The 20,405-nt window shown below is 73.7% G+C and carries 15 protein-coding genes and 1 pseudogene; 8 read left to right on the top strand and 8 right to left on the bottom strand.

The window, feature by feature from the left end; translation table 11 throughout:
- Positions 1-4: 4 nt before the first annotated feature.
- Together IPL61_27735 and IPL61_27730 are read left to right on the top strand one after the other, a co-directional pair.
- Positions 5-343 (top strand): hypothetical protein, encoded by a 339-nt coding sequence (locus IPL61_27735; GenBank protein MBK9035011.1) that lies wholly within the window; start codon positions 5-7, stop codon positions 341-343.
- Between the two features lie 31 nt (positions 344-374).
- Positions 375-2,078 (top strand): hypothetical protein, encoded by a 1,704-nt coding sequence (locus IPL61_27730; GenBank protein MBK9035010.1) that lies wholly within the window; start codon positions 375-377, stop codon positions 2,076-2,078.
- Positions 2,079-2,105: 27 nt separating this feature from the next.
- Here the strand turns inward: IPL61_27730 and IPL61_27725 are convergent, their stop codons facing one another.
- Positions 2,106-3,461: a hypothetical protein gene (locus IPL61_27725; GenBank protein MBK9035009.1), complete on the bottom strand. Its 1,356-nt coding sequence runs from the start codon at positions 3,459-3,461 to the stop codon at positions 2,106-2,108.
- Between the two features lie 213 nt (positions 3,462-3,674).
- The gene (locus IPL61_27720) at positions 3,675-5,561 is read right to left on the bottom strand and encodes an adenylate/guanylate cyclase domain-containing protein (GenBank protein ID MBK9035008.1); all 1,887 of its coding nucleotides are present in this window, start codon (positions 5,559-5,561) and stop codon (positions 3,675-3,677) included.
- Positions 5,562-5,643: 82 nt separating this feature from the next.
- Between IPL61_27720 and IPL61_27715 the strand changes: the two genes are divergently transcribed.
- A complete protein-coding gene (locus tag IPL61_27715) occupies positions 5,644-6,057 on the top strand; it encodes a hypothetical protein (GenBank protein MBK9035007.1) in 414 nt (137 codons plus the stop codon).
- Positions 6,058-6,190: 133 nt separating this feature from the next.
- Here IPL61_27715 and IPL61_27710 read toward each other — a convergent pair whose 3' ends face one another.
- Complete coding sequence (locus IPL61_27710) at positions 6,191-6,424, bottom strand: galactosyldiacylglycerol synthase (protein ID MBK9035006.1); 234 nt, start codon at positions 6,422-6,424, stop codon at positions 6,191-6,193.
- A gap of 99 nt (positions 6,425-6,523) precedes the next feature.
- Here IPL61_27710 and IPL61_27705 point away from each other — a divergent pair, with 99 nt between their 5' ends.
- Complete coding sequence (locus IPL61_27705) at positions 6,524-7,390, top strand: amidohydrolase (protein ID MBK9035005.1); 867 nt, start codon at positions 6,524-6,526, stop codon at positions 7,388-7,390.
- A 478-nt stretch (positions 7,391-7,868) separates the two neighbouring features.
- On the opposite strand, the gene IPL61_27700 is transcribed toward IPL61_27705, so the two are convergent.
- The gene (locus IPL61_27700) at positions 7,869-8,600 is read right to left on the bottom strand and encodes a hypothetical protein (protein ID MBK9035004.1); all 732 of its coding nucleotides are present in this window, start codon (positions 8,598-8,600) and stop codon (positions 7,869-7,871) included.
- Positions 8,597-12,397, bottom strand: coding sequence for a hypothetical protein (locus tag IPL61_27695; GenBank protein ID MBK9035003.1), 3,801 nt, complete (start codon positions 12,395-12,397; stop codon positions 8,597-8,599). Before IPL61_27695 ends, IPL61_27700 begins: the two co-directional genes overlap by 4 nt.
- Before the next feature lie 6 nt (positions 12,398-12,403).
- Here IPL61_27695 and IPL61_27690 point away from each other — a divergent pair, with 6 nt between their 5' ends.
- The gene (locus IPL61_27690) at positions 12,404-12,904 is read left to right on the top strand and encodes a hypothetical protein (GenBank protein MBK9035002.1); all 501 of its coding nucleotides are present in this window, start codon (positions 12,404-12,406) and stop codon (positions 12,902-12,904) included.
- Positions 12,905-12,928: 24 nt separating this feature from the next.
- On the opposite strand, the pseudogene IPL61_27685 reads toward IPL61_27690, so the two are convergent.
- The 3 genes and pseudogenes from IPL61_27685 to IPL61_27675 form a co-directional block, all read right to left on the bottom strand.
- Positions 12,929-13,477 (bottom strand): annotated as a pseudogene (locus tag IPL61_27685) (DUF4157 domain-containing protein).
- A gap of 371 nt (positions 13,478-13,848) precedes the next feature.
- Positions 13,849-16,536, bottom strand: a complete 2,688-nt coding sequence (locus IPL61_27680) for an ERAP1-like C-terminal domain-containing protein (GenBank protein MBK9035001.1) — start codon at positions 16,534-16,536, stop codon at positions 13,849-13,851.
- Positions 16,537-16,617: 81 nt separating this feature from the next.
- Entirely contained in the window at positions 16,618-17,730 is a 1,113-nt protein-coding gene (locus IPL61_27675; protein ID MBK9035000.1) for a hypothetical protein, read from the bottom strand.
- A 181-nt stretch (positions 17,731-17,911) separates the two neighbouring features.
- On the opposite strand from IPL61_27675, the gene rplU reads away from it, so the two are divergent.
- From rplU to IPL61_27660, 3 genes are all read left to right on the top strand, one after another.
- A complete protein-coding gene (gene rplU / locus IPL61_27670; protein MBK9034999.1) occupies positions 17,912-18,223 on the top strand; it encodes a 50S ribosomal protein L21 in 312 nt (103 codons plus the stop codon).
- Between the two features lie 13 nt (positions 18,224-18,236).
- Complete coding sequence (rpmA, locus tag IPL61_27665; protein ID MBK9034998.1) at positions 18,237-18,503, top strand: 50S ribosomal protein L27; 267 nt, start codon at positions 18,237-18,239, stop codon at positions 18,501-18,503.
- 311 nt (positions 18,504-18,814) lie between these two features.
- A complete protein-coding gene (locus tag IPL61_27660) occupies positions 18,815-20,101 on the top strand; it encodes an ammonium transporter (protein ID MBK9034997.1) in 1,287 nt (428 codons plus the stop codon).
- Positions 20,102-20,405: the final 304 nt, after the last annotated feature.

The raw sequence follows: 20,405 nt of genomic DNA, 5'->3' as shown, positions 1-20,405 counted from the left end.
GCGCATGGGCCGCTGGACCAAGGTGAAGGAGCGCGCCGGGACCGCCGTGGTCGGGGCCGTCATCCTCGCGATCGCGGTGCTGGTGTGGTGGAACATGTTCGGGCAGGGGCCCTACCGCGACACCTGCAGCTACAGCATCGGCTGCCGCTCGTACCTGTGCCTCGAGCACGGGCTCCGCGGCGAGGACCAGGTGGCGGCCGACGGGCGCTGCACCAAGAAGTGCTCGACCGACGAGCAGTGCGGCGACGGCTACCGCTGCGTCAAGCTGGGGGCGGGCGCGCGCGCCGATCTGCCGCCGTTCGGCAAGCCGACCAAGGCGTGCATGCGCGTCCTGACCGAGTGACCGCCCCGGGCCGGCGGAGTACGATGGCGCGATGTCCGTCGACCCCGCCGGCGCGCCGACCGCGCGCCTGCTGATCTCGCCCGACGGCAGCGTCCTCGCGCGGGTCGCGGGCGATCACATCGATCTGATCAACGCCACCACGCTCGTCGCCGACAGCGAGGTCGGTATCGACCCCGGCGCCAGCGAGTGCGACGTCGCGCTGCTCGCCGCGCCGGTGCGCCTGGTCGTGGTCGCGCGCCACGACGGCACCACCCGCGTGCACACGGTCGATCCCCACGGCCCGACCGCGGTCGGCGAGCTGACCGTGCGCGCGGTGATGTACCTGGCCGCCGGCTCGGGCGACCACCTGTGGCTGACCGGGCCGACCGGCTCGGCGGTGGTCAACGTCGCGCGCAAGGACCTGGCGATGTGGCCGCTGCCGCTGCGCACGCCGATCCACTGCGCCGGCGCCTTCAGCGGCGGTCGGTTCGTGGCGTCCACCGCCGGACTGATCGAGGAGTGGGATCCGATCAGCCGCGCGCCGGTGCGCCGGTTCCGCCTCAACAAGCCGGCGCCGCTGCGCTTCGTCGGCGGCGGCACGCGCCAGGTGTGGATGGTGCCGGCCACCGAGGGGCCGCGGGTCGAAGTGATCCCGCTGGTCAACCACGGGCAGCCGGCGCGGGTCGAGCTGCCGGAGCCCGCGGCGCGGGTGGTCGCCGACGGCGCCAGCGAGACCCTGCTGATCATCGGCGCGAGCGGCGCCGCCTGGACGCTCGACCTGTCGGGGCGCTCGCCGCTGACGCCGCTCGACCTCGTGCTCGACGACGGCTGCTGGTTGCCGAGCGGCAAGGGCGTCGTCGTCGCGGTGCGCGGCGGCGGCCTCGAGGTGGTGCCGCTGGCCGGCCGCGCCGACGTCGTCGACGCGCCGCCGGTCGCGACGAGCCGCGCGGTCCGCCTCGACGCCGCCGTGCCGGTGCCGGTCGTCGACGCGGTCACCGCGTCGGGCAACGTGGCCGATCGCCTGACCGCCTGGCGCGAGCGCGTGCGCGCCGCCGCGCCTCGGGCCGAGGCCAGCGGCGCGACCTGGGTGGCGCCGATCGCACCGCCGAGCTGGCGCGATCACGTCGCGGCGTGGACGCGCTCGGTGATGTCGGGCACCGGCGGTGAGCCGCCGACGCTCGCCGACTGCCCGCTGGCCGAGGTCGGTCGGAGGTTCGCGCTCCCGGATGACCTCGCGGTCGCCCTGACGTTGCTCTACGGCGCGCACCTGTGCGGCCACGACGGCGTCGCCGCGGTCGAGCTGGCCGGCGTCGTCCGGAGCCGCTGGGACGAGGCGCTCGGGCGCGGCACGCTCGCGGCGCTGGGCGTGGCGCGCTGGCGGCGCGGCCGGGTCCGGCTGCGCCGCGCGCTCGCGGACGCGCTCGACGAGCTGCCGCCGCGCCTCGGCACGGTCGTGGACAGCGAGGCCACCCCGCCGACCAGCGCGCTGGCGATCGTCGCGGACGACGACGTCGATCTGCTCGAGCTCGGCACCTGGCTCGCGCCGCAGCTCGGGCCGCTGCTGGTGCCCAACGACCGCGGCCGCGCGCGCCCCGCCCGCTACCTCGTCGAGGCCCGCGCCCGCGGCGCGTGGCCGTTCATCATCGCCGCCGACCCCGCCGACCCAATCCCCCCTGCCGCGATCGTCCTTGTGCCCGATGACGACACCGCGCGGCTCCTCGGCGTCCCGATCATCGCCCGCTGGTCCCGCCCATAGCCGACAGGGGACCGGACGGCCGTCCGGTCAGTTGAGCTTGATGGTCTCGCTCGACAGGCGGTCCAGGACCGTGTCGAGGTCGTTGATCTCGAAGTCGCGGGGGTCGAAGTCGGCGCCGGCGTCGAAGGCGCTGACCTTGTAGGCCAGGCCGCCGCTGGGCAGCGGCGCGAAGTCGACGGGCAGCGTCACGGTGCTGCTGCCGTCGAGGACGACGAGGCTCATCAGGCGGTTGCCGGTGCCGCTGCCCGCGTTGGTGTCGAACTCGAGCACGTGAGCGCTGGCGCCGGCCACCGCCGCGAACGACGCGCTGGCGCGATCGGACGACAGCCCGGACGGCGGCGGCAGCCAGTCGCCGGCCGACAGGCTCGACGCGCTGGTCAGCCCGCGCCGCAGCACGATCGACTGCGCCGCGGTGCCGTCGGTGACGTCCTCCTGGGCCAGCGCGATGAACTCGTAGGTCGAGCCCGGGATCGCCGACAGGCTCGGCACCACCGTCGTCGTCATCGACGGCGCGATCGGCGGCATCCGCATGACGCCGGCGTCGCCGATGTCCACGCCGACGATGCCGATCGACGCGGTGAGGCCCGCCGGCGGCGCGCCGAAGCTGCCCGACGCGGTGGTCGTGCTGCCCGCCGCCAGCTGCGTCAGGCTCACGTTGGCCTGGGCCGCGCCGGCGACGATCGTCAGGTTGGGCGCGGTCGCGAAGCCGGTGATCGTGAAGACGTCGTCGTCGGACGCCGGCGTGCCGCGGGTGTCGATGTCGGCCATGTACGCGAACACCGCCACGGTGCCGACCCGCGCGTTGATGCGCCACGCGCACGGCGGTGACGCCAACGCTGACTTGACGCACACGTTCGACGGGACCTGGCCGCCGCTCGGCGGGGGCGGTAGATCGCTGTCGGCGGCGCCGAGCGCGCGGTCCTGCGAGTACGTCACCAGCGCCGCGGTCAGGTGGTCAGCCGCAGGCGTTGGCACCGCGTCCCAGCCGACGATCGTGCCGGAGATCTCGGCCTGGGGCGGCGGGGTCGTCGGCGTCGGGGTCTTGTCGAGGTTGGCGGTCACGTTGGCGCCGTCGGCGCCGACCCAGACGCCGCTCGCATAGCCGGCGGCCTTGGCGACGATCATCTGCGGGCCCGTCAGGTCGCCCTTGGCAGTGAACAGCCCGGTCGCGTCGGTCGTGCCCTCGAGCGTCCCGACGCGCACGCCGGCGCCGGCGATCGGCGCGTCGGTGGCGCTGTCGATGACGTAGACGTGGACCACGCCGTCGATGCCGGGGTCGTGGATGCCGCCGCCGGGGATGATCGTGGGCGACGGGTTGTTGCCGTCATCGCCGCCACAGGCGGCCGCGAGCACGAACAAGGACAAGATAGGGGTGAGACGCATCGTTCCTCCACACCGGGTGACCCGGGCATCGAGGGTTGTGCATGGCGCGTGCCTGGGGATCGCCCTCACGATCCCCGACAGTTGCGCAGCATCCCGGCTGCGACCGTCGGATCATCCCACAGCTGGTGGCGCGACCCAACAATCGCCGGGGCGCGCGCCGCGCCCTCGCCCCCATGCGCCACGGGTGTGGTGCTCGGCAGGGGGAGCGCGGTGCTACTCGACGCGCCAGCGCCGCACGGTCACCTCGCCAGCGATGCCGCGGACCGTGGTCGTCAGGGTCTCGGCGCGGCGCGCGCTCAGCAGCTCGGCCACGCCTGGTGCCGCCGCGGTCGCCGCCGCGATGACGATCTGCCCGGCCTCGACCAGGCCTTGCAGCCGCGCCGCCAGGTTGACCGCGTTGCCGAAGTAGTCGAGGTTGGCGTTGAGCCGGACCGCGATGCACGCGCCGGTGTTGGCCGCGACCCGCAGCCGCACTGGTGCGTCGGCGCCGAAGCGCCGCTGGATCGCCTCGGCGCATCGGACCGCGTCGGCGGGGTCGGTGAACGCGCCCATCGCCGCGTCGCCGATCGTCTTCACGACCGCGCCGCGGTGCTGGCCGATCAGCTCGAACAGCACGCGGAAGTGATCGCGCACGGTCACGAACGCGGCCGGATCCCCGCGCTGCGCGTACATCGCGGTCGAGCCGACGATGTCGGTGAACAGGATCGTCTGCTCGCCGACCGCGAGCTGCACGTCGGCGCCCAGGAACGCCTCGCTGAACAGATCGCGGAACTCCTGCATCGAGAACAGCTTGCCCGGCCGCAGCGCCAGCTCGGCGGGGCCGGCGCCCTCGACGATGAACGTCCGCGGGGTCGTGGCGTCGTTGACCAGCGCCAGCTCGGCGGTGGCGGCCGCGGTCGCCTCGCCGACCGCGGTCGTCGCGCGCCAGGTGACGCCGTCGCGCCCGCCCGCGCCGGACTCCGCGTCGGGCCGCACGTCGAGGAACCCGGCCAGGCCGCGCTCGCCCAGGGTCCGCAGGCGGTAGCGTCCCGGCGGCAGCTCGACCGCGATCGCCGCGTCGGCGCCGGGCGCCAGCGCGCGCTGGACGCGGATGTGGGTCTTGGTCGCGGGCTCCGCGCTGCAGTACGTCCGCGGCGTCACCGAGCGCAGCGCCGGGTGCGCGCGGAACGACACCTCGACCGCCTCGCTGGTCCCGAACGCGACGTCGCACACCTGGCAGGTGCCGTCGGTCGGGATCCGATCGAGCTCGACCGCCGACGCGCGCACGCCGCGGCAGTGCGGGCACACCACGTCCCACACCAGCTCGAGCAGCCCGACGCGCGTGGCGTGCAGGCACGTGCGCAAGAGCTCGTCCTCGTCGACCGTCCACCGCCGGGCCAGCGCGCGCACCTGCACGCGACACACGTCGAGATCATCGCCGTGCGCGACCAGCTCGGCCAGGTGATCGACCAGCGGTCCCGGCACCGGGCGGGCGCGCAGCTCCGCCACCAGCGCGTCGAGCCGCGCGGCAGCCTCGGGCCGGACCGCGCCCCTGGCGACCAGCGGCTCGGGCAGCGCCAGCCCCGCGGGGCCGTGCGCCAGCCGCGGGATCACCCGCCGGTACTTGCGGCCCATGCTCGCCATCGACCAGCGCACCACCGGCGACAGCCACCGCGACCGCGGCACCACGCCGAAGTACACGTACAGGCGCGTGCGGTCGGGGCCGAGGCGCTCGAAGCGGTGGATCGCGTGCAGCGCGCGCATGCCGCCGCGGCTGAAGAGGCGCGTGAACGTGAACCAGCGCCCCGCGACCCACTCCCACGGGACCTCGTGCCACTCGTGGGGCACACCGTTGTAGCGGGCGCGCCCGTGGCGCACGCCGTCGCGCTCGAAGAACTCCATCTCCGGGTTCCCGAGCGCGCGGTTGAGGCGCGACACGTCCGACACCAGCGGCCACAGCGCCGCAGGTGCGAGATCGACGTCGATCGCCCACAGCCATTCGAGCCGACCCCGCCCGTGCTCGCCCGGCCATGGGTGATCGCGCAACAGCTCCGCGATCGTCAGGCGGGGTTCGACCTGGCCCAGCGCGATCGGGTTGGCCACGACAGCAGTATGGCCCATCTTCGGTGAACGATACGAAGCACACCGGCGTGCGGATCGATCGCCGGGCAACGTCGGCGGCGGGTCCCGCGACCAAGCGCGCATGCCTACTCGAACCCTGCGCGCGCCGGCCCTGGCGCTCCTCCTCTCCGTCCTCCTCTCCCTGCTCGGCTGCGCCCACGACGTCCACGCCCGCTATCCGTCGACGCCGGCCGAGGCCACCGGCCAGGTGGAGCTCATGTTCACCGCGGTCGCGTCGTCGGTGACCGTCGTCGTCAACGGCCAGCTGGTCGTCCACGGCGCGCGCACCGAGCGCATCGTCATCACCGGCGTGCCCACCGGCTACGCCGAGGTGTCGGTCGCCGCCGGCACCGGCGAGAAGCAGGTCCGGGTCTGGGTCGAGGCTGAGCGCGCGACCACGGTGCCGCTGGGCGCCGCCGACGAGGCGCCGCTGTCGGCCGTGCGCGCGTTCGCGATGTCGCTGGCGACGGTCGCGCTCTACGCGCTCTTGCGCTGACCGAACCTGAGACGTCCCCGGGCCCGCGCGTTCGCGATGTCGCTGGCGCCGGCCCTACGCGCGCGCTGACCGGGCCGTCGACGACGCTCCTGGCGGGTTCAGCCGAGGCGCCGCGGGCCCCGCCGCCGCGTCGTCACTCCCAGGCGACGTCGATCCCGTCCTCGCCGTCCTCGAGCGCGCCTTCGAGCAGCGCCAGGAGCTCCGGGTCGCAGTTGTTGTCGGAGAACAGCTCGAGCGTGTCCTGGTTGATGTAGTAGTCCTGATCGTCCTGGTCTTCCTCCTCGAGCATGTCGACGAGGAACTGGAGCTGCTTGTCGGTGATCTGGCCGATCGTCTCGTTGTTGTCGACCCGGTACAGACGCGGCATGTCCCGAGTCTGTACCGGGTCGGCGACCACGGTCAACGCATGGACACCGCGGGTTGCGGGGGCCTATCGTCGGCCCCGCTGGCCCGGCATACTCCCCGGGTGACGGTCGTCGACGTCCACGCCCACTACGAGCCCCGCATGCTGGCGGTGCCGGAGCTGCTGGCCCAGATGGACGAGCGCGGGATCGACCAGGTCGCCCTGATCCCGTGCATGAACGATCCCCTGCCGGAGACCCCGGCGCGGCTGCTCTCGGTCGTGCGCCGGCTGATGCGCTCGCCCTGCCACCCGCTCGCGCGGGTGGTCGCAGAGGCGACCATCACCGACGGCGGCGACCTGCGCCTGGGCGGGCAGGTCTACGAGATCTACCCACGCCCCGACAACGCCAGCGTGGCCGAGGTCGTGCGCGCGCACCCGACCCGGTTCCTCGGCTGGATCTTCCTCAACCCCCGCGCCGGGGTCGGGCTCGACGAGCTCGAGCGCTGGCGCACGGTGCCCGGCATGATCGGCGTCAAGCTGCACCCGCACTGGCACGGGTGGCCGATGATCGACGCCGTGCCGATCGCCCGGCGCTGCGAGGAGCTCGGCCTGCCGATCCTGATCCACCTCGGCTTCGGCGCGCGCGGCGCCTGGCGGGTGCTAGCCGACGCCGCACCCCGGCTGCGCCTCGTGTTCGCCCACGCTGGCATCCCGCACTACGATCGCATCTGGGGCGCGATCCGCGACGATCGCCGCCTGGCCCTCGACGTCTCGAGCCCGTACCTCGACGAGGCGCTGGTGCGCGACGCGGTCGCCGCGGTCGGCCCCGAGCGCGTCCTCTACGGCACCGACGCCCCCTACGGCTTCCACGATCCCGACGGCGCCTACGATTACGGCGCCATCCGCGGCTGGGTCCAGCGCCTGCGCCTGCCCGCCCGCGACATCGACCGCGTCCTCGGCGGCAACGCCCTCGCCTTCCTCGATCGCTGAGCGTCGCGGGGGGATGGCCCAGCCGGGGACGGCTCGTGGCCGGGCGACCCTACGGCTCCCGCGGGGAGCGGTAGGCGGCGTCGGTCATCCGCGGCTAGGTAGCCGACGATCAGTCCGGCGAGGTCGTCGAATCGTTCGCTGGCCAAGACGCAGTATCGAGCGCTCTCGAACGACGGCGGACTGATGCAGCGTCCCCCGATCGCGTCCAGCATTTTCACCCTGCGAATCCTGGCCTTCCGGTTTCGGGTCCCCCGTCGAGGTCGGTCTTGGGGGCCTCGTGCAGGCCGGCCCTCGGACCAACGCTGGGCAAGCGGCCTTCGGCCGTCGCTGGCGCGACCCTTGACCGTGGTCCTCGTCGCTGGCGGGCCGCGGCTGCAGGCCGCTGCGAGGGCAGCGCCCGCTGCCCGACAACGCCCAACCTCTTGTTTTCATGCCATTGTTGAGCCACCCGAAACCCGGGATCCCCCGAATCCTTCGGTCAACGCGCTAGATCCCGATACCAGTCGTCGGGGCCGCGGAATCCCGGTGCTCTTCCGGTTGCTGGCAACGCCACCTCTTGCAGGAGGCCTCGCAGCGCGATGCGCCCATCGTCGCTGATGGGACTAGACGCAAGCGCTTGCACCTTGGCGGCATCGAAGGTGCTCGCACCGGACGCGCGGTCTTTGCATTGCCACGCCACCCGCCCGGCGAGCCATCGCCGCCATCCGATAGCGGGTTCCGAAACAGTCTCAATCACCTCATCGGACAGCCAGCACGCCTCTAGCCCATCAGGCGGCGTCCACGTGTAGTTGACGTTGCGGACGAGCGGTCCGGGTGCGCCGCAGGTGTCGTGCATCCATTCGCCCAAGCCGGGCTCGATGCGGACCCAGGCGGCTGACGAACATGCGCTGACGATCGCGCCCAGGTATCCAGCGGCACCCCCGACGAGGGCGGCATCAGCCGGTGGCGTGGCCACCAGGAGGACGTCGCGGATGCCCCATGTTGCGACGTCCGCTCCACCAAGGAGGACTTCGTCGATGAACTGCGCGGAAGCGTCCAGATCGGAGTGCTGCACATGGAACTGCAAATAGTCCACCGCCATGAGCTTCGAGCGCCGCGCCAACGCCGCAGCTTCGCCAAGCTGCACCCTCGCAAGTGAGGTCAAGAGGGCGACCGACGAACGTTGCGCAGGATCTAGCGGCCGTCCAAGGGCCTTCTCGAGTTCGCTCATGACACTTCCTTGGTTCTGTACGCCATCACTTCGATCTTCTTTGGAACCCGCTGCCGCCCATAAGGTTCGCCGAGATCTACACGCTCGGTCCCAGTGCACTTCACGTAGAAATCGCCGTAGCCAGCGTCGACCCGTGCTGCGCCAAAGGAGATCGCTTTGATCGCCGCGATGCCTGCATCATCATTGGAGAGCCCCGCGCTCTTGAACTTGAAGTACTCGCGCTGGAAGTTCAGCTTGTTGTACCAGGCCAGATGGCCTTGCAGCGCCTCCGGAGGGTGGCCCCAGCGCGCGTCGTACTCCTTCACCATCGTATCGATCGCCAAGCGGGTGAGGGACGAGGGTTCGCCGACGCCGCGCGCCCCGACGGGCTCGCCTTCCGGTGCACTTCGAGCCAGCTCCACTGCGACATCATCGTAGATACGAACGACGATCCGTTCGCCGTTCACTCCATCGGCGTCCGAATGTAGCCCGAACTCTGGGTACTCCATCGGAGCACCGACGTCATCGACGCGGACCTTCCCATGGCCCAGGGCATACTCGTTCCCACGGACATCCCTCCCTTTGTAGTCGATTCGAAAGTACGCGCCGTCGGGCTTCGCGGTGTACGCGAAGTCCTGCTTCCTGATCGGTACCTCCGGGAGCTTGCGCCCGCGTGTGGCAGGCTCGACAGGGGCAGGCGACCCCGGCGTGTTCGCCCTGACGCCCTCAGCTCCGTCAACGGCCGGTGCTGGTCGTTCATCTGCGATTGGCTCGATAGGCGTTGGCGTCGCCGGTGACCGTGCCTTCTGCACCTCGAGGCGCACGAACGCGCCGTCTTCAACGACGGCGCGGAGGCGTGGCGTTCCGGCGGGGGCCTCTGGCCGCACTGCGAGTTCATACTCGCCGGGCGTGCTGCGCTTGTCGCGGTAGTAGTACCACTCGGGATCGACACCGTGCTCCTTGCCCGGGAGCTGGTACCCCCCGGCGAGCGCCTCGGCGGTGACCGAGCCGTAGTCGGGCGCACGGGCGTGGCGGCCGGCTTCGCCGACAGCGTGCATCTTTGCCGTCGTGGGCTCATGAGTCGGGCGGCCGGCCTCGTCGACGGCGTGCATCTTCGTCGTGGTGCGCTCGTGGGCTGGGCGGCCGGTCTCGTCGACGGCGGGCATCGGCGTCGTCGTGCGGTCGTGGGCTGGGCCGCCGGATTCGTCGACGGCGGGGAAGCGGTCGGTCGGGCGCTCGTGGGCGGCGGGGGCGGCGGCGCCGGTGGCGACCAGCTCGATGCGGGTGGCGCCGTCGGGGCTGACGGCGGTGACGGTGCGGTCGCCGGCGGCGGTGGTGCCGGGCTCGAGGGTATAGCCGCGGTGCTGGTACTGGGCGGCGGCGGCGTCGACCTGGGCGGCGGAGCCGCGGTAGGCGTGCCCCTCGATGAGGGGCTGGAGGCCGGCGAGCTCGGCGGCGGCGGTGTCGAGGTCGGCGATGCGGGCGCGGTTCTCGTCGATGATGGCGGCGGCGCGGCGCTCGGTGAGGTGCGCGGCGTCGAGGTCGCCGTGGGCGAGCAGGTGCTCGTGCAGGGCCAGGTCGGCGGCGTAGGCGGCGCGCTCGGCCTCGATGGCGCGGAGGGTGGCGGCGGGGTCGTCGTGGGCGGCGGCGCGCTTGGCGAGCCGGCGCGCGCGGAGGTAGCTGGCGGCGACCTCGCGGCCGCGGGCGCCGAGCCGGCGCAGGGACTCGATCTGGCGGTGGGCGAGGCGCTGGACGATGCCCTGGCCGATGAGCATGGCCAGGCCATGGCTGGCCTGGGTCGGCAGGGTCGAGATGCCGATGCCGCCCTGGCCACGGGCAACGGAGTCGGCCTCCATGCCGGCGACGACGGCGCCGGTCAGGGTGACCCCGTAGAGGGCGAACTGGGCCAGCGCGGCCGCGGCACCGTCGGGGCCACCGGCGGCGCGGACGGCGGCGAGGGTCTTGACCAGGCGGGTGGAGGCGAGCGCCTTCTGCGCCACCGACAGCGTGCCCAGGGTGACCGCGGTCGCGGCGGCGTTGGCGACCAGCTCGGTGCTGAAGTCGCCGCCGGTGACCGCGGCGGAGAGGCCGGCGTTGACGAGGGTCTCGGTGGCGATGGCGGCCACCTGGCCGGCGACGGTGCTTGCGCCCACGGCGCCGCCGATGACGGCGCCGGCGCCCGCGGAGATCACGGCGACGCCGATCATCGCGCCGATCTTGAAGAGCGCGTCGCGGGTGTACCCGTCGTCGACCGCGGCGTAGGCGGTCCGCAGGTACGTGGCGACGCGGGCGTCGCCGCCGAGGTCCGCCAGCTCCTCGCGAAGCTCGGCGAGGCTCCGCGTGGCCAGCTCGCGCCGGAGGTTCACGTCGGTCCACTTGTTCACCTTGCCCAGCGCGCGGTGGGCGTTGAGCCAGTGATCGTGGATGCGCGTCAACCGCTCGCGCAGGTCGCGCCCCTCGCCGGCGAGGTCGACCTGGTCGCCGGCGTCGCCGAGCACGATCTGGGAGACCTTGTCTGACAGCGTGGTCAGCGCGGCGATGACCTGAGGCAGGTCGCCGCTCAGCGCGAGGATGTTCGACTCGACCTCGAGCGTCTCGACGTCCGTGGTGAGGTCGCCGATCTCGATGGCGGAGACCTGCTCGCCGGCGGTGAACCGGGCGCGCAGCTCGGCGACGCGCGTCCGCAGAGCCTGGTGGCGCGCGCCCAGGCTGGCGCCGAACTCGGCCGCGCTGTCCCGGCGCGCGCCCCGCGTCGCATCTGGGTTGAGCGCGAGCGATCCCACGCTCTGGGTGGCGCGCGCCAGGAGCGCCTCGAGGCTATCGACCGAGGCGAGCTGCTGGCGCGCGAGGGCCTCGGTCAGCGCCGCCTCGGCGACGGCGGGGTGCTCGGACAGCGCGACCACCCGCAGGAGGTCCCGGGTCGCGTCGAGGAGCGCGGGCGCGGCGCCGGCGCGGCCCTGGCGGGCGAGCTGCGCGATGGGCACCGCCACCTGGGCCAGCAGCCGCTCCTGGGCGATGACGAGGGGCAAGGACGCGGCGGCGATCGCCGGGTCGCCGTCGCCGCGCTGCAGGCTCAAGAACGCGCGCAGGCGGATCGGCGCCAGCTCGGTGCCGAGGCCCATCGGGGCCACCTGCCGCGCGATGGCGTCGAGGATCTGGACGACGCGGCCGTAGGCATCGGCGGTGCTGGCCGGCGCGGCGGCGGCGGCGGCCGGGGTCGCGGGCTCAGCGTCCGGAGCGACGGCGCGCGCTTGCCCGCGGGCCGCCTCGGTGCCGGCCTTGCTGTGGGTGAGCTGCCCGCGGCGATCCGTCGTGGCCTGGTCGCCGGTGATGTGGGCCAGGCGGCGCGAGGCCCGGGCCGCGTCGGTGCCCGCCGCCACGATCCCTTGCTGCTGTCGCGCCTCCGGGAACTCGGCGGCGTCCTCGGCCGTGAGGCCGAACAGCGGTGGCGACACCTCGAGCCGGTGCGCCGCCGAGTAGTCCTTCCACAGGTGCCAGGCGACCTCCTCGGCGGTGGCGTCGGCGGGGTCGAGGACCTTGACCCAGTTCCACATGCCCGGCTCGGCCAGCCAGACCAGGGACTTGATGCGGCGGGTCTTGTGATGCTCAGCAGCGCGGCTCTGGCCGGGGCCTGCCGGCGTGACGGTCACCATGGCGTCGCGGGCCAGCACCCGCGCCACCAGCCGATCCATCGGCGCCGACGGGACCAGGTCGGCCGAGGTCACGGGCTGCGCGTGCGCCGCCGACCCGGCGGCCGCCGCGTGGGCGTCGAACGCGGCGACGTAGCGCTGGGCCACGCGGGCCAGCGACGCCGTCATCGCCTCGTGGAAGCGCGAGGCGATGGCGACGCCGACCTGCGGGCGCCAGGCGATGGGCCCCTTGGCGCCGGTCTTGAGGTCCTTCGACGTGGTGACCCGCTGCGTGGCCCCCTCGAACACCTCGCCGAAGGTCCGCTCCGCGGCGGCGGTGATGAGCCGGTTCTGGTCGACCAGCGTCCAGAGGTCCGGCGCGGCGCCCGCGAGCAGGTCGGGCAGGCCGTGGAAGTTGTCGCCGCCGAACACGTCGTCGATCCGCTCGAGCACCTCGAGGCCCAGCGCGCGGTCGGTGTCGCCCCAGGTCAGGCGCGGTGGCAGCGTGAAGTGCTCGCCGGCCAGATGCTGCCGCAGCGCCGGACCGATGTGCGGCAGCAGGTGGGCGCGCACGTACTCACGGGCGGTGACGTCGGCGCGCTTGCGGGTCGCCTCCTCGAGGAACCGGGCGGCGCTGACGTCGGCGAGGTTGTCCTCCGCAGGGGCGGCCTGCCGCTGGACGGCGCCGTCGCCTGATGTCCGGGATCCGGACGTCGAGGGCAAGAGGTCGGCGGCGGACCGGCCGGCGACGACGCGGTCGGCGACGGCGTCGGCGTGGCGCTCGTACGTGTCGCCGGCCGCGCCGACGCCACCGTACAGCTGGACCCCGTGCTGTTGCTGGACGACGTGCGCGGCCTCGTGGGCGGCGGTGTGGAGGTCGGGCGAGGCGGCGAAGGCGACGTCGCGGCCGGTGGCGAACGCGGTGGCGCCCATGGCCTGTGCGCCCTCGGCGGCCGCGCCGCCGACGTGGGCACGGACGCCGGAGAGGTCGTGGCCCGGCCCGAAGGCCTGCTGGAGCTGGTCGAGGTGGGGCAGCGGTCGGGCGGCGCCGGAGATGCCGTGGGCCGCGGCGCCATGGACGTCGGGCCCCGACGCGGTCGCGGACCCCGTGTCGGCCCGGCGCTGGATGGGCGCGGTGCTGTCGGCCAGCGGCGCAGGCTCGGCCTTGGCCTGCACGTCGACGGCCTCGCGGTCCCAGTCGAGTCCGGACACCAGCGAGAAGGTGTCGGCTCGTGCGGCGGGCAGAGCTGCTCGACCCGTGTCCGCGATCGACTCCTTGCGCTGGACCGCCAGCGGGAGCTGGCTCGCCGGGCGCGCGGGGATGCTCCGCGTCGTGGCACCGGCGCCGCCGCGCGCCGCCTTCGGCCCCGATGAGGGGCCAGTGCGGCGGCTGTGTTCTGGGCGCCGAAGCCGGTCGCGATCGTTCACGCCCGCCTATCGGCCATGGCTCGCGTCGGTTGCGCGTCGGGGCGAAGGAAACCGGTTGCCCCCGCGGAGCGACTGCAAGCAGCTGAAACTGCTCGTATCCATGCCGGCGTGCCCGGCGAGCCAGGCCGCCGTCCCCCCGCCGTCCCACGCCGTCCCGCCGCGCCCGACTCCTTGCCGCGCCTCCTCCTCGCGGCCCGCCCGATCGTCCGCGCCTACAGCCGGTGGGCCCAGGCGGCGACGCCGGGCTCGATGAAGCCGCGCACGGCGGCGCACTGCGCCAGGCGCTCGAGGGCCTGGTCGATCCGGCGGCGGGCGCCGGGGCGACCGAGCAGCTTGGCCTCGGCCAGGGCGCGGGCGGGCTCGATCGCTGCGGCGTCGCAGCTCGCGGTCAGCCAGGTGACCAGCCGCGCGCCGGCCTGGCGCGGCATCCGCGCGAGCAGCTCGTCGACGTGGGCGCGCACGAACGCCTCGACCACGGGGCGCGTGGCCTCGTGGCCGGTCGCGGCACCGAGGATGTCGAGCGTGACGCGGATGTCGAGCGCCGGATCGAGCGTGAGCGCGAGGGCGGCCTCGAGCCGCGGCGGATCGAGCACGGCGCCGAGCGCGCCGGCGAGGTCGCGGAGGATCACCCGGTCGGTCTCGCGCGGGAACTCGGCCAGGAGCGCGTCGTGCACGGTCGGATCGGCGCGGACCGCGAGCCGCAGGATCAGCCCGCGGGTCGCCGCCGGCTGGGTCCGCCACGTCCGCGCCCGGGTCACGGCGTCGCGCCGCAGGGTCGGCTCGGCGCCAGTGTCCGCGAGCAGCGCGACCACCGCGCCGCGCAGGCGCTCGCGATCGGCGTCGTCACCCGCGGCCGGGACGAGCCCCAGGCGCTTGCCGAGCGCGAACGTCGAGCGGATCCAGCGCTCGTACCGCGGCCGATCGGCGGCCGGCACCCACGGGCGCACGCCGCCGGCCAGGTCGACCGCCATCGCCAGCTCGGCCCGGGTGCCGCGCTTGACCAGCGCCGGGACCGCGGCCAAGGCCAGGCCGATGTCGGCGCGGCCGGCGTCGATCTCGGCCAGCAGATCGCTGGTGATCGCCACCCGCGTCGACGGATCGAGCGCGCCGGCGGCGGCCAGCACCTTGGGCCACTGCGCGGCGGCGACGCTCGAGCGGTAGTAGCCGAGGCCGTCGGCGTTGGGCCACACCCACGTCGGGCACCGCGCCAGCGCGATCGTCGCGGTCGCGTCGGCCAGCAGCGTGCAGTGGCGCGTGCGCTTGCCCGCGACCTCGGCCAGCACGCACACCGGCAGGCGCCAGCGCGGCGTCGTCGCGGTCGTGGTCGCGCCCAGCGGCAGGTACCGATCCTGCGCCAGCACCACCTCGGCCCGGTCGGCGCTGCACGCGATCGTCGCGGTCACGCGCGGCGCGCCGGCCTGATCGAGCAAGGTCGACATCGACGCGGTCACGTCGGCGTCGGGCGCCGCGGCGGCGATCGCACCGAGGAAGTCGGCGGCGGTCGCGTTGCCGTGGGCGTGCGCCGCCAGGTACGCGCGCACGCCCTCTTGGAAGCGCGCGGCGCCGACGTGGGCCTCGAACATGCGCAGCACCGCCGCGCCCTTGCCGTAGGTGATGCCGTCGAACGCGCCGACGATGTCGTCCTCGGACTCGATCGGCTGGCGGATCCGGCGCGCGGTCGCCAGGCTGTCGGCCTCGAGCGCGCCGTCGCGCGCCTCGATCGCCTCGATCGGCTTGCGCCACGACGGGAACACCTCGCCGACGATCTTGTCGGGCAACCAGCTCGCGAACGACTCGTTGAGCCAGATGTCGTCCCACCACACCGGCGTCACCAGATCGCCGAACCACTGGTGGGCCAGCTCGTGGGCGCCGACCGAGGCGTAGCGACGCTGGCGCAGCGGCGACGCGTCGGCCGGCATCAGCAGCAGGTCCTCGACGTAGGTCACCAGGCCGGGGTTCTCCATGGCGCCGAAGCCGACCGTCGCCGGGATCGCGACGCTGTCGAGCTTGGCGTAGGGGTACGGCGTCCCGAACCAGCGCTCGAGCGCGGCCACCAGCTTCGGCGTCGCGGCGGCCGCGAACCCGGCCTCGGCGCCGCGGCCCGCGGGGGCCAGGATCCGGATCGGCGCGCCGCCGCTGGTGGCGCCGGCCTCGACCACGTCGAACGGCCCGATCGCGAACGCGACCAGGTACGACGGCAGCGGCGGGGTCGGCGCGAACCGCAGCGTCTTGCCGGCGAGCGTGAGCTCCTCGGTGGCGATCGGCGCGTTGGCGGCCGCGGTCAGCGTCATCGGCACCTGCAGGGTCAGCGTCCACGGCACCTTGACGTCGGGCTCGTCGACGCACGGGAACGTGCGGCGCGCGTGCAGCGCCTCGTGCTGCGTGAACGCGTACCAGGCGCCGTCGACCTGCTGGCGGAACGTGCCGGTGGTGTCGACCAGGTCGAGCAGCCCGCGGTAGCGGATCGTCAGGACCAGCCGGCCGGCCGGCAGCGGCTGCGGCGCGGTCAGCGCCAACCGGCCCGGCGCGACGTCGGTGCGCGCGGTCAGCGCGACCTCGCCCGCGTCGGTGGTCGCGACCGCGCCGTCGATCGTCAGGCCGATCGCGTGCAGCCAGATCGTCGCCTGGGGCGCGCGCAGCGTGCCGGCGATCTCGATCGTCCCCGAGAAGGTCGGCTGGGCCGGGTCGATCACCAGGCTCGGCGCGTAGCGCTCGACCTGGAACTCGCGCGGCAGCCGCACGCCCGGGGGCGCGGTCAGCGGCGTCAGCGTGGGGGCGGCGGGCGGGGGCGTGGTCGGCGCGGGCCGTGACGTCGGCGGTCGCGCCGTTGGCGTCGACCCGCCACACCCGCCGCCCGAGGCCCCACACGCGATCGCGACGACGATCCAGACAGCTCGCATGGCGCCGACCCTACCGCACATCCCCGAAAACGACCGACCCCGCCTCGCGGGCGGGGTCGTGGTCACCCGAGCGGTGATGCGTCAGGGCGCGATGCAGCCCAGGCGCGTGCCGGCACCCGGATCGACGTCGCGGCACACCAGGCCAGCGCGGCATCCACCCTGGGTGTTGATCGGTCCACCGCAGCGGTCGACGCAGATGTTCGGGTCGGCCGCCATCGCGCCGTCCCAGCAGATGCTGCCCAGGAACGGACAGTTCATCGAGCTGCCCGGGGTCGGGCAGGCCGCGAGCAGCGTGCAGGCGCCGCCCGGCAGGGCGGTCGAGCAGGTCCACACCGAGGTGTCGCCGCAGTCCGCCGCCGCCGCGCAGGTGTCGCCGACCTGCGGATGGCGGCAGTACTTGCCGACCCCCACGCCACCGTCGAAGCACTTGTAGCCGTCGGCCTGGCGGCAGTCGACGTCGGCGACGCAGCGATCGACGCACAGCGTGCCGTTGTTGAAGCCGCTGGTGATCTGCGCGAGATCGACGCAGTGGCCGTCGCCGCCGGTCGCGCAGGTGCTGTCGTCACCGACGGTGCAGCCGATCCGCCCGCACTGGCCGTTCGGGAACTCGAACGGGCCGTTCTGGCACAGCGAGTCCTGCGCACACTCGGCAAACTCGGTGCACGCGGCGCCGTCGCTCGCCGAGGCGTTGCCGGGCAGGCACGCCGTCTGACCGGTGCCGAGCTCGGCCCCGGTGAACGACGTGGCGCAGACCTGGCCATCGGGGCAGCTGCACGGGTCCAGGCCGCAGGCCGGCAGGCACGTGGTGTAGGCCCCGAGCGGGTCGTTGATCGTCGCGCAGATGTTCCCGGCGCCGCAGCTCGCGTCGGTGGTGCAGTCGGTCAGGAGCACGCAGTAGCCATCGGTCGGCCAGACCACCGTGCCCTGGGCGCCCCGCAGGCAGAACCCGTCGCCGGCGCCGGTGGTCGAGTCGCACTGCGGATCGGTCGTGCACGGCGCGCCCACGCCGGTCGAGCGCACCGGGCAGCTCGCGTCGATCATCGCGTCGATCGGCCGGGCGTCGACCGCGACTGCGTCGATGTCCGGGGCGTCCGCGACCGCCGCATCGACAGGACCTGTGACGCTCAGGTTGTCGCCACAGCCGGCGACGGGCACGAGCAGAAGGAGCGCGGCGCAAGCCAGGAGGTGCCTCATCGCGAACATCCTACCCACCTTTGGCGGCCGGTAGAAATAACCGACCGCACACATCGGCCCGGATCGTGCGCCAGGACATACAACGATCTTCGCGAGTTGCAGGTCTTCTCGCGGAACGCTTGACGCGGCGTTGCCTGTGAGTAAAGTCCGCGATTCCAAACGCGCGATCGCGGAGAGAACAATGTACGCGGTGATTCAAACTGGCGGAAAGCAGTACCGGGCCGAGCCCGGCCAGACCCTGTGGGTCGAGAAGCTCGCGGGCAACGCGGGTGACCAGGTGTCGTTCGATCAGGTCCTCCTGGTCGCCGACGACGGCAAGGTGTCGGTGGGCAAGCCCACCGTCGCCGGCGCCAAGGTCACCGCGTCGATCGTCGAGCAAGGGCTCGGCGAGAAGCTGGTGGTCTTCAAGTTCCGCCGTCGCAAGAACTACGTTCGCAAGAACGGCCACCGTCAGGAGCTGACGGCGGTGAAGATCGACACGATCGTCGGCTGAGGAGCGAAGCGTCATGGCTCACAAAAAAGGACAGGGATCGACTCGCAACGGTCGTGACTCGCTGCCGAAGATGCGTGGCGTCAAGCGCTACGCGGGGCAGAAGGTCAGCGCCGGCAGCATCCTGGTGCGGCAGGTCGGGACCAAGTACCACCCCGGCGCCAACGTCGGCATCGGGCGCGACTTCACGCTGTTCGCCCTCATCGACGGCGAAGTGAAGTTCGAGCGCTCGGGTCGGACCCAGACCAAGGTCGCGGTCTACGCGGCCGCGGCCGCGGCCTGATCGTCTCCCGACGATCGACCGCCTCTTCGAACTGCGATCGCACCTCGATCGGCTCGCTCCGCGGGCCGATCGATCGCGTTTCGGGGCCCGCGATGGTCCCGGGGCCGTGATCCGCCCGCCGCCCGGGGCCGTGATCCGCCCGCCGCCCGGGTCGTGATCCGCCCGCCGCCCGGGCCATGATCCGCCCGCCGCCCGGGTCGTGATCCGCCCGCCGCCCGGCCTGCCGCCGTGATCCGCGCCGCCGCAGGTTCTACCGTCCGGACGCCGGCACGAAACCTGGCGGAAACGTCGGGCCGCTAGCGTCGTTCTCGATGTCTGCGATCAGCTCGGGCGACACGGCGTGGCTCTTGATCTCGACGGCCCTGGTCATGCTCATGACCCCGGGGCTGGCGCTGTTCTACGGGGGCATGGTGCAGGGCAAGAACGTCCTGTCGACGTTCATGCACAGCTTCTTCGCGCTGGGGCTGGTCAGCGTGCAGTGGGCGCTGATCGGCTACACGCTCGCGTTCGGGCCGACCCACGGCGGCCTCATCGGCGGGCTCGACTTCGCCGGGCTCGACGGCGTCGGCACCGACGGCGCCGGCCGCACCGTGCCGCACCTGCTGTTCATGATGTACCAGGGCATGTTCGCGGTGATCACGCCCGCGCTGATCTCGGGCGCCTACGCCGAGCGGCTGAAGTTCTCGGCCTACGTGCTGTTCACGCTGGCCTGGACCACGCTGGTCTACGATCCGATCGCGCACTGGGTCTGGGGCCCGGGCGGCTGGCTCGGCGCGCGCGGCGCCCTCGACTTCGCCGGCGGCACCGTCGTCCACTGGGCCTCGGGCGTGTCGGCGCTGGTCGCCGCGCTGGTCCTGGGCAAGCGCATCGGGTACCCGTCGCGGGCCCACACGCCGCACAACCTGACGCTGACCGTCCTCGGCGCCGGCCTCCTGTGGTTCGGCTGGTTCGGGTTCAACGCCGGCGGCGCCATGACCGGCGGCGCCGACGGGTCGGCCGCGGCCCCGGGCACCGCGGCCCTGGCGCTGGTCAACACCCACCTCGCGGCGGCGGCGGGCGCGCTGGCCTGGGCGGCGCTCGAGGCGATGCGCCAGAAGAAGGCCACGATGCTGGGCGTGGCCTCGGGCCTGGTGGCGGGCCTGGTCGGCATCACCCCCGCGGCCGGGTTCGTCGGGCCCGGCGCGGCGATGGTGATCGGCGCGCTCACCGGCGGCGCGTGCTTCGCCGGCGTGCTGCTCAAGCACCGCTTCGGCTACGACGACTCGCTCGACGCGTTCGGCGTCCACGGCGTCGGCGGCGCGGTCGGCGCGATCCTGACCGGCGTGTTCGCGACGGCGGCCCTGACCCCGGCCGCGGTCGGCGGCGGCGCGCTCGCCGGCAACCTCGGCCTCGTCGGCGAGCAGCTCCTGGGCCTGGCGGCCGCCGGCGCCTACGCCGCGATCGTCACGCTGGTGCTGCTCAAGCTGATCGACAAGACCGTCGGCCTCCGGGTCGAGCCCGAGGTCGAGTACGAGGGCCTCGACGGCGCGCTCCACGGCGAGACCGGGTACGCCTTCGGCGGTGGCGGCGGCTCGCACCCGGCGCTCGACGGCGACTGACGCCACGCGGGGCGGGGCCTGCTCACGGCTGACGTTACGCGGGGCCTGCGCACGCGGACGTCACGCGGGGCCTGCGCGCGCGGATCGACGAGACCGTCGGCCTCCGGGGGCAGTCCCGAGGTCGAGGGCCGCGCCGGCGCGCTCCACGGCGAGACCAGGTACGCCTTCGCGTCGGCGGCGTCGCGCACCCGATGCTCGACGGCGATTGACCGATTCCGCTAAAACGGATACCGTTCCGTTGATGAGCCGGCGACCCGTGGCGCGGCGCCGTCGCCCCCCATGCCTCGCCTGTCCCTGCTGTGCC

The sequence above is a fragment of the Myxococcales bacterium genome (genome assembly GCA_016717005.1).
GTDB lineage: Bacteria > Myxococcota_A > Polyangia > Haliangiales > Haliangiaceae > UBA2376.
The sequence above is the reverse complement of the archived record's forward strand: the minus strand, read 5'-3'. Positions and strand labels throughout refer to the sequence as shown.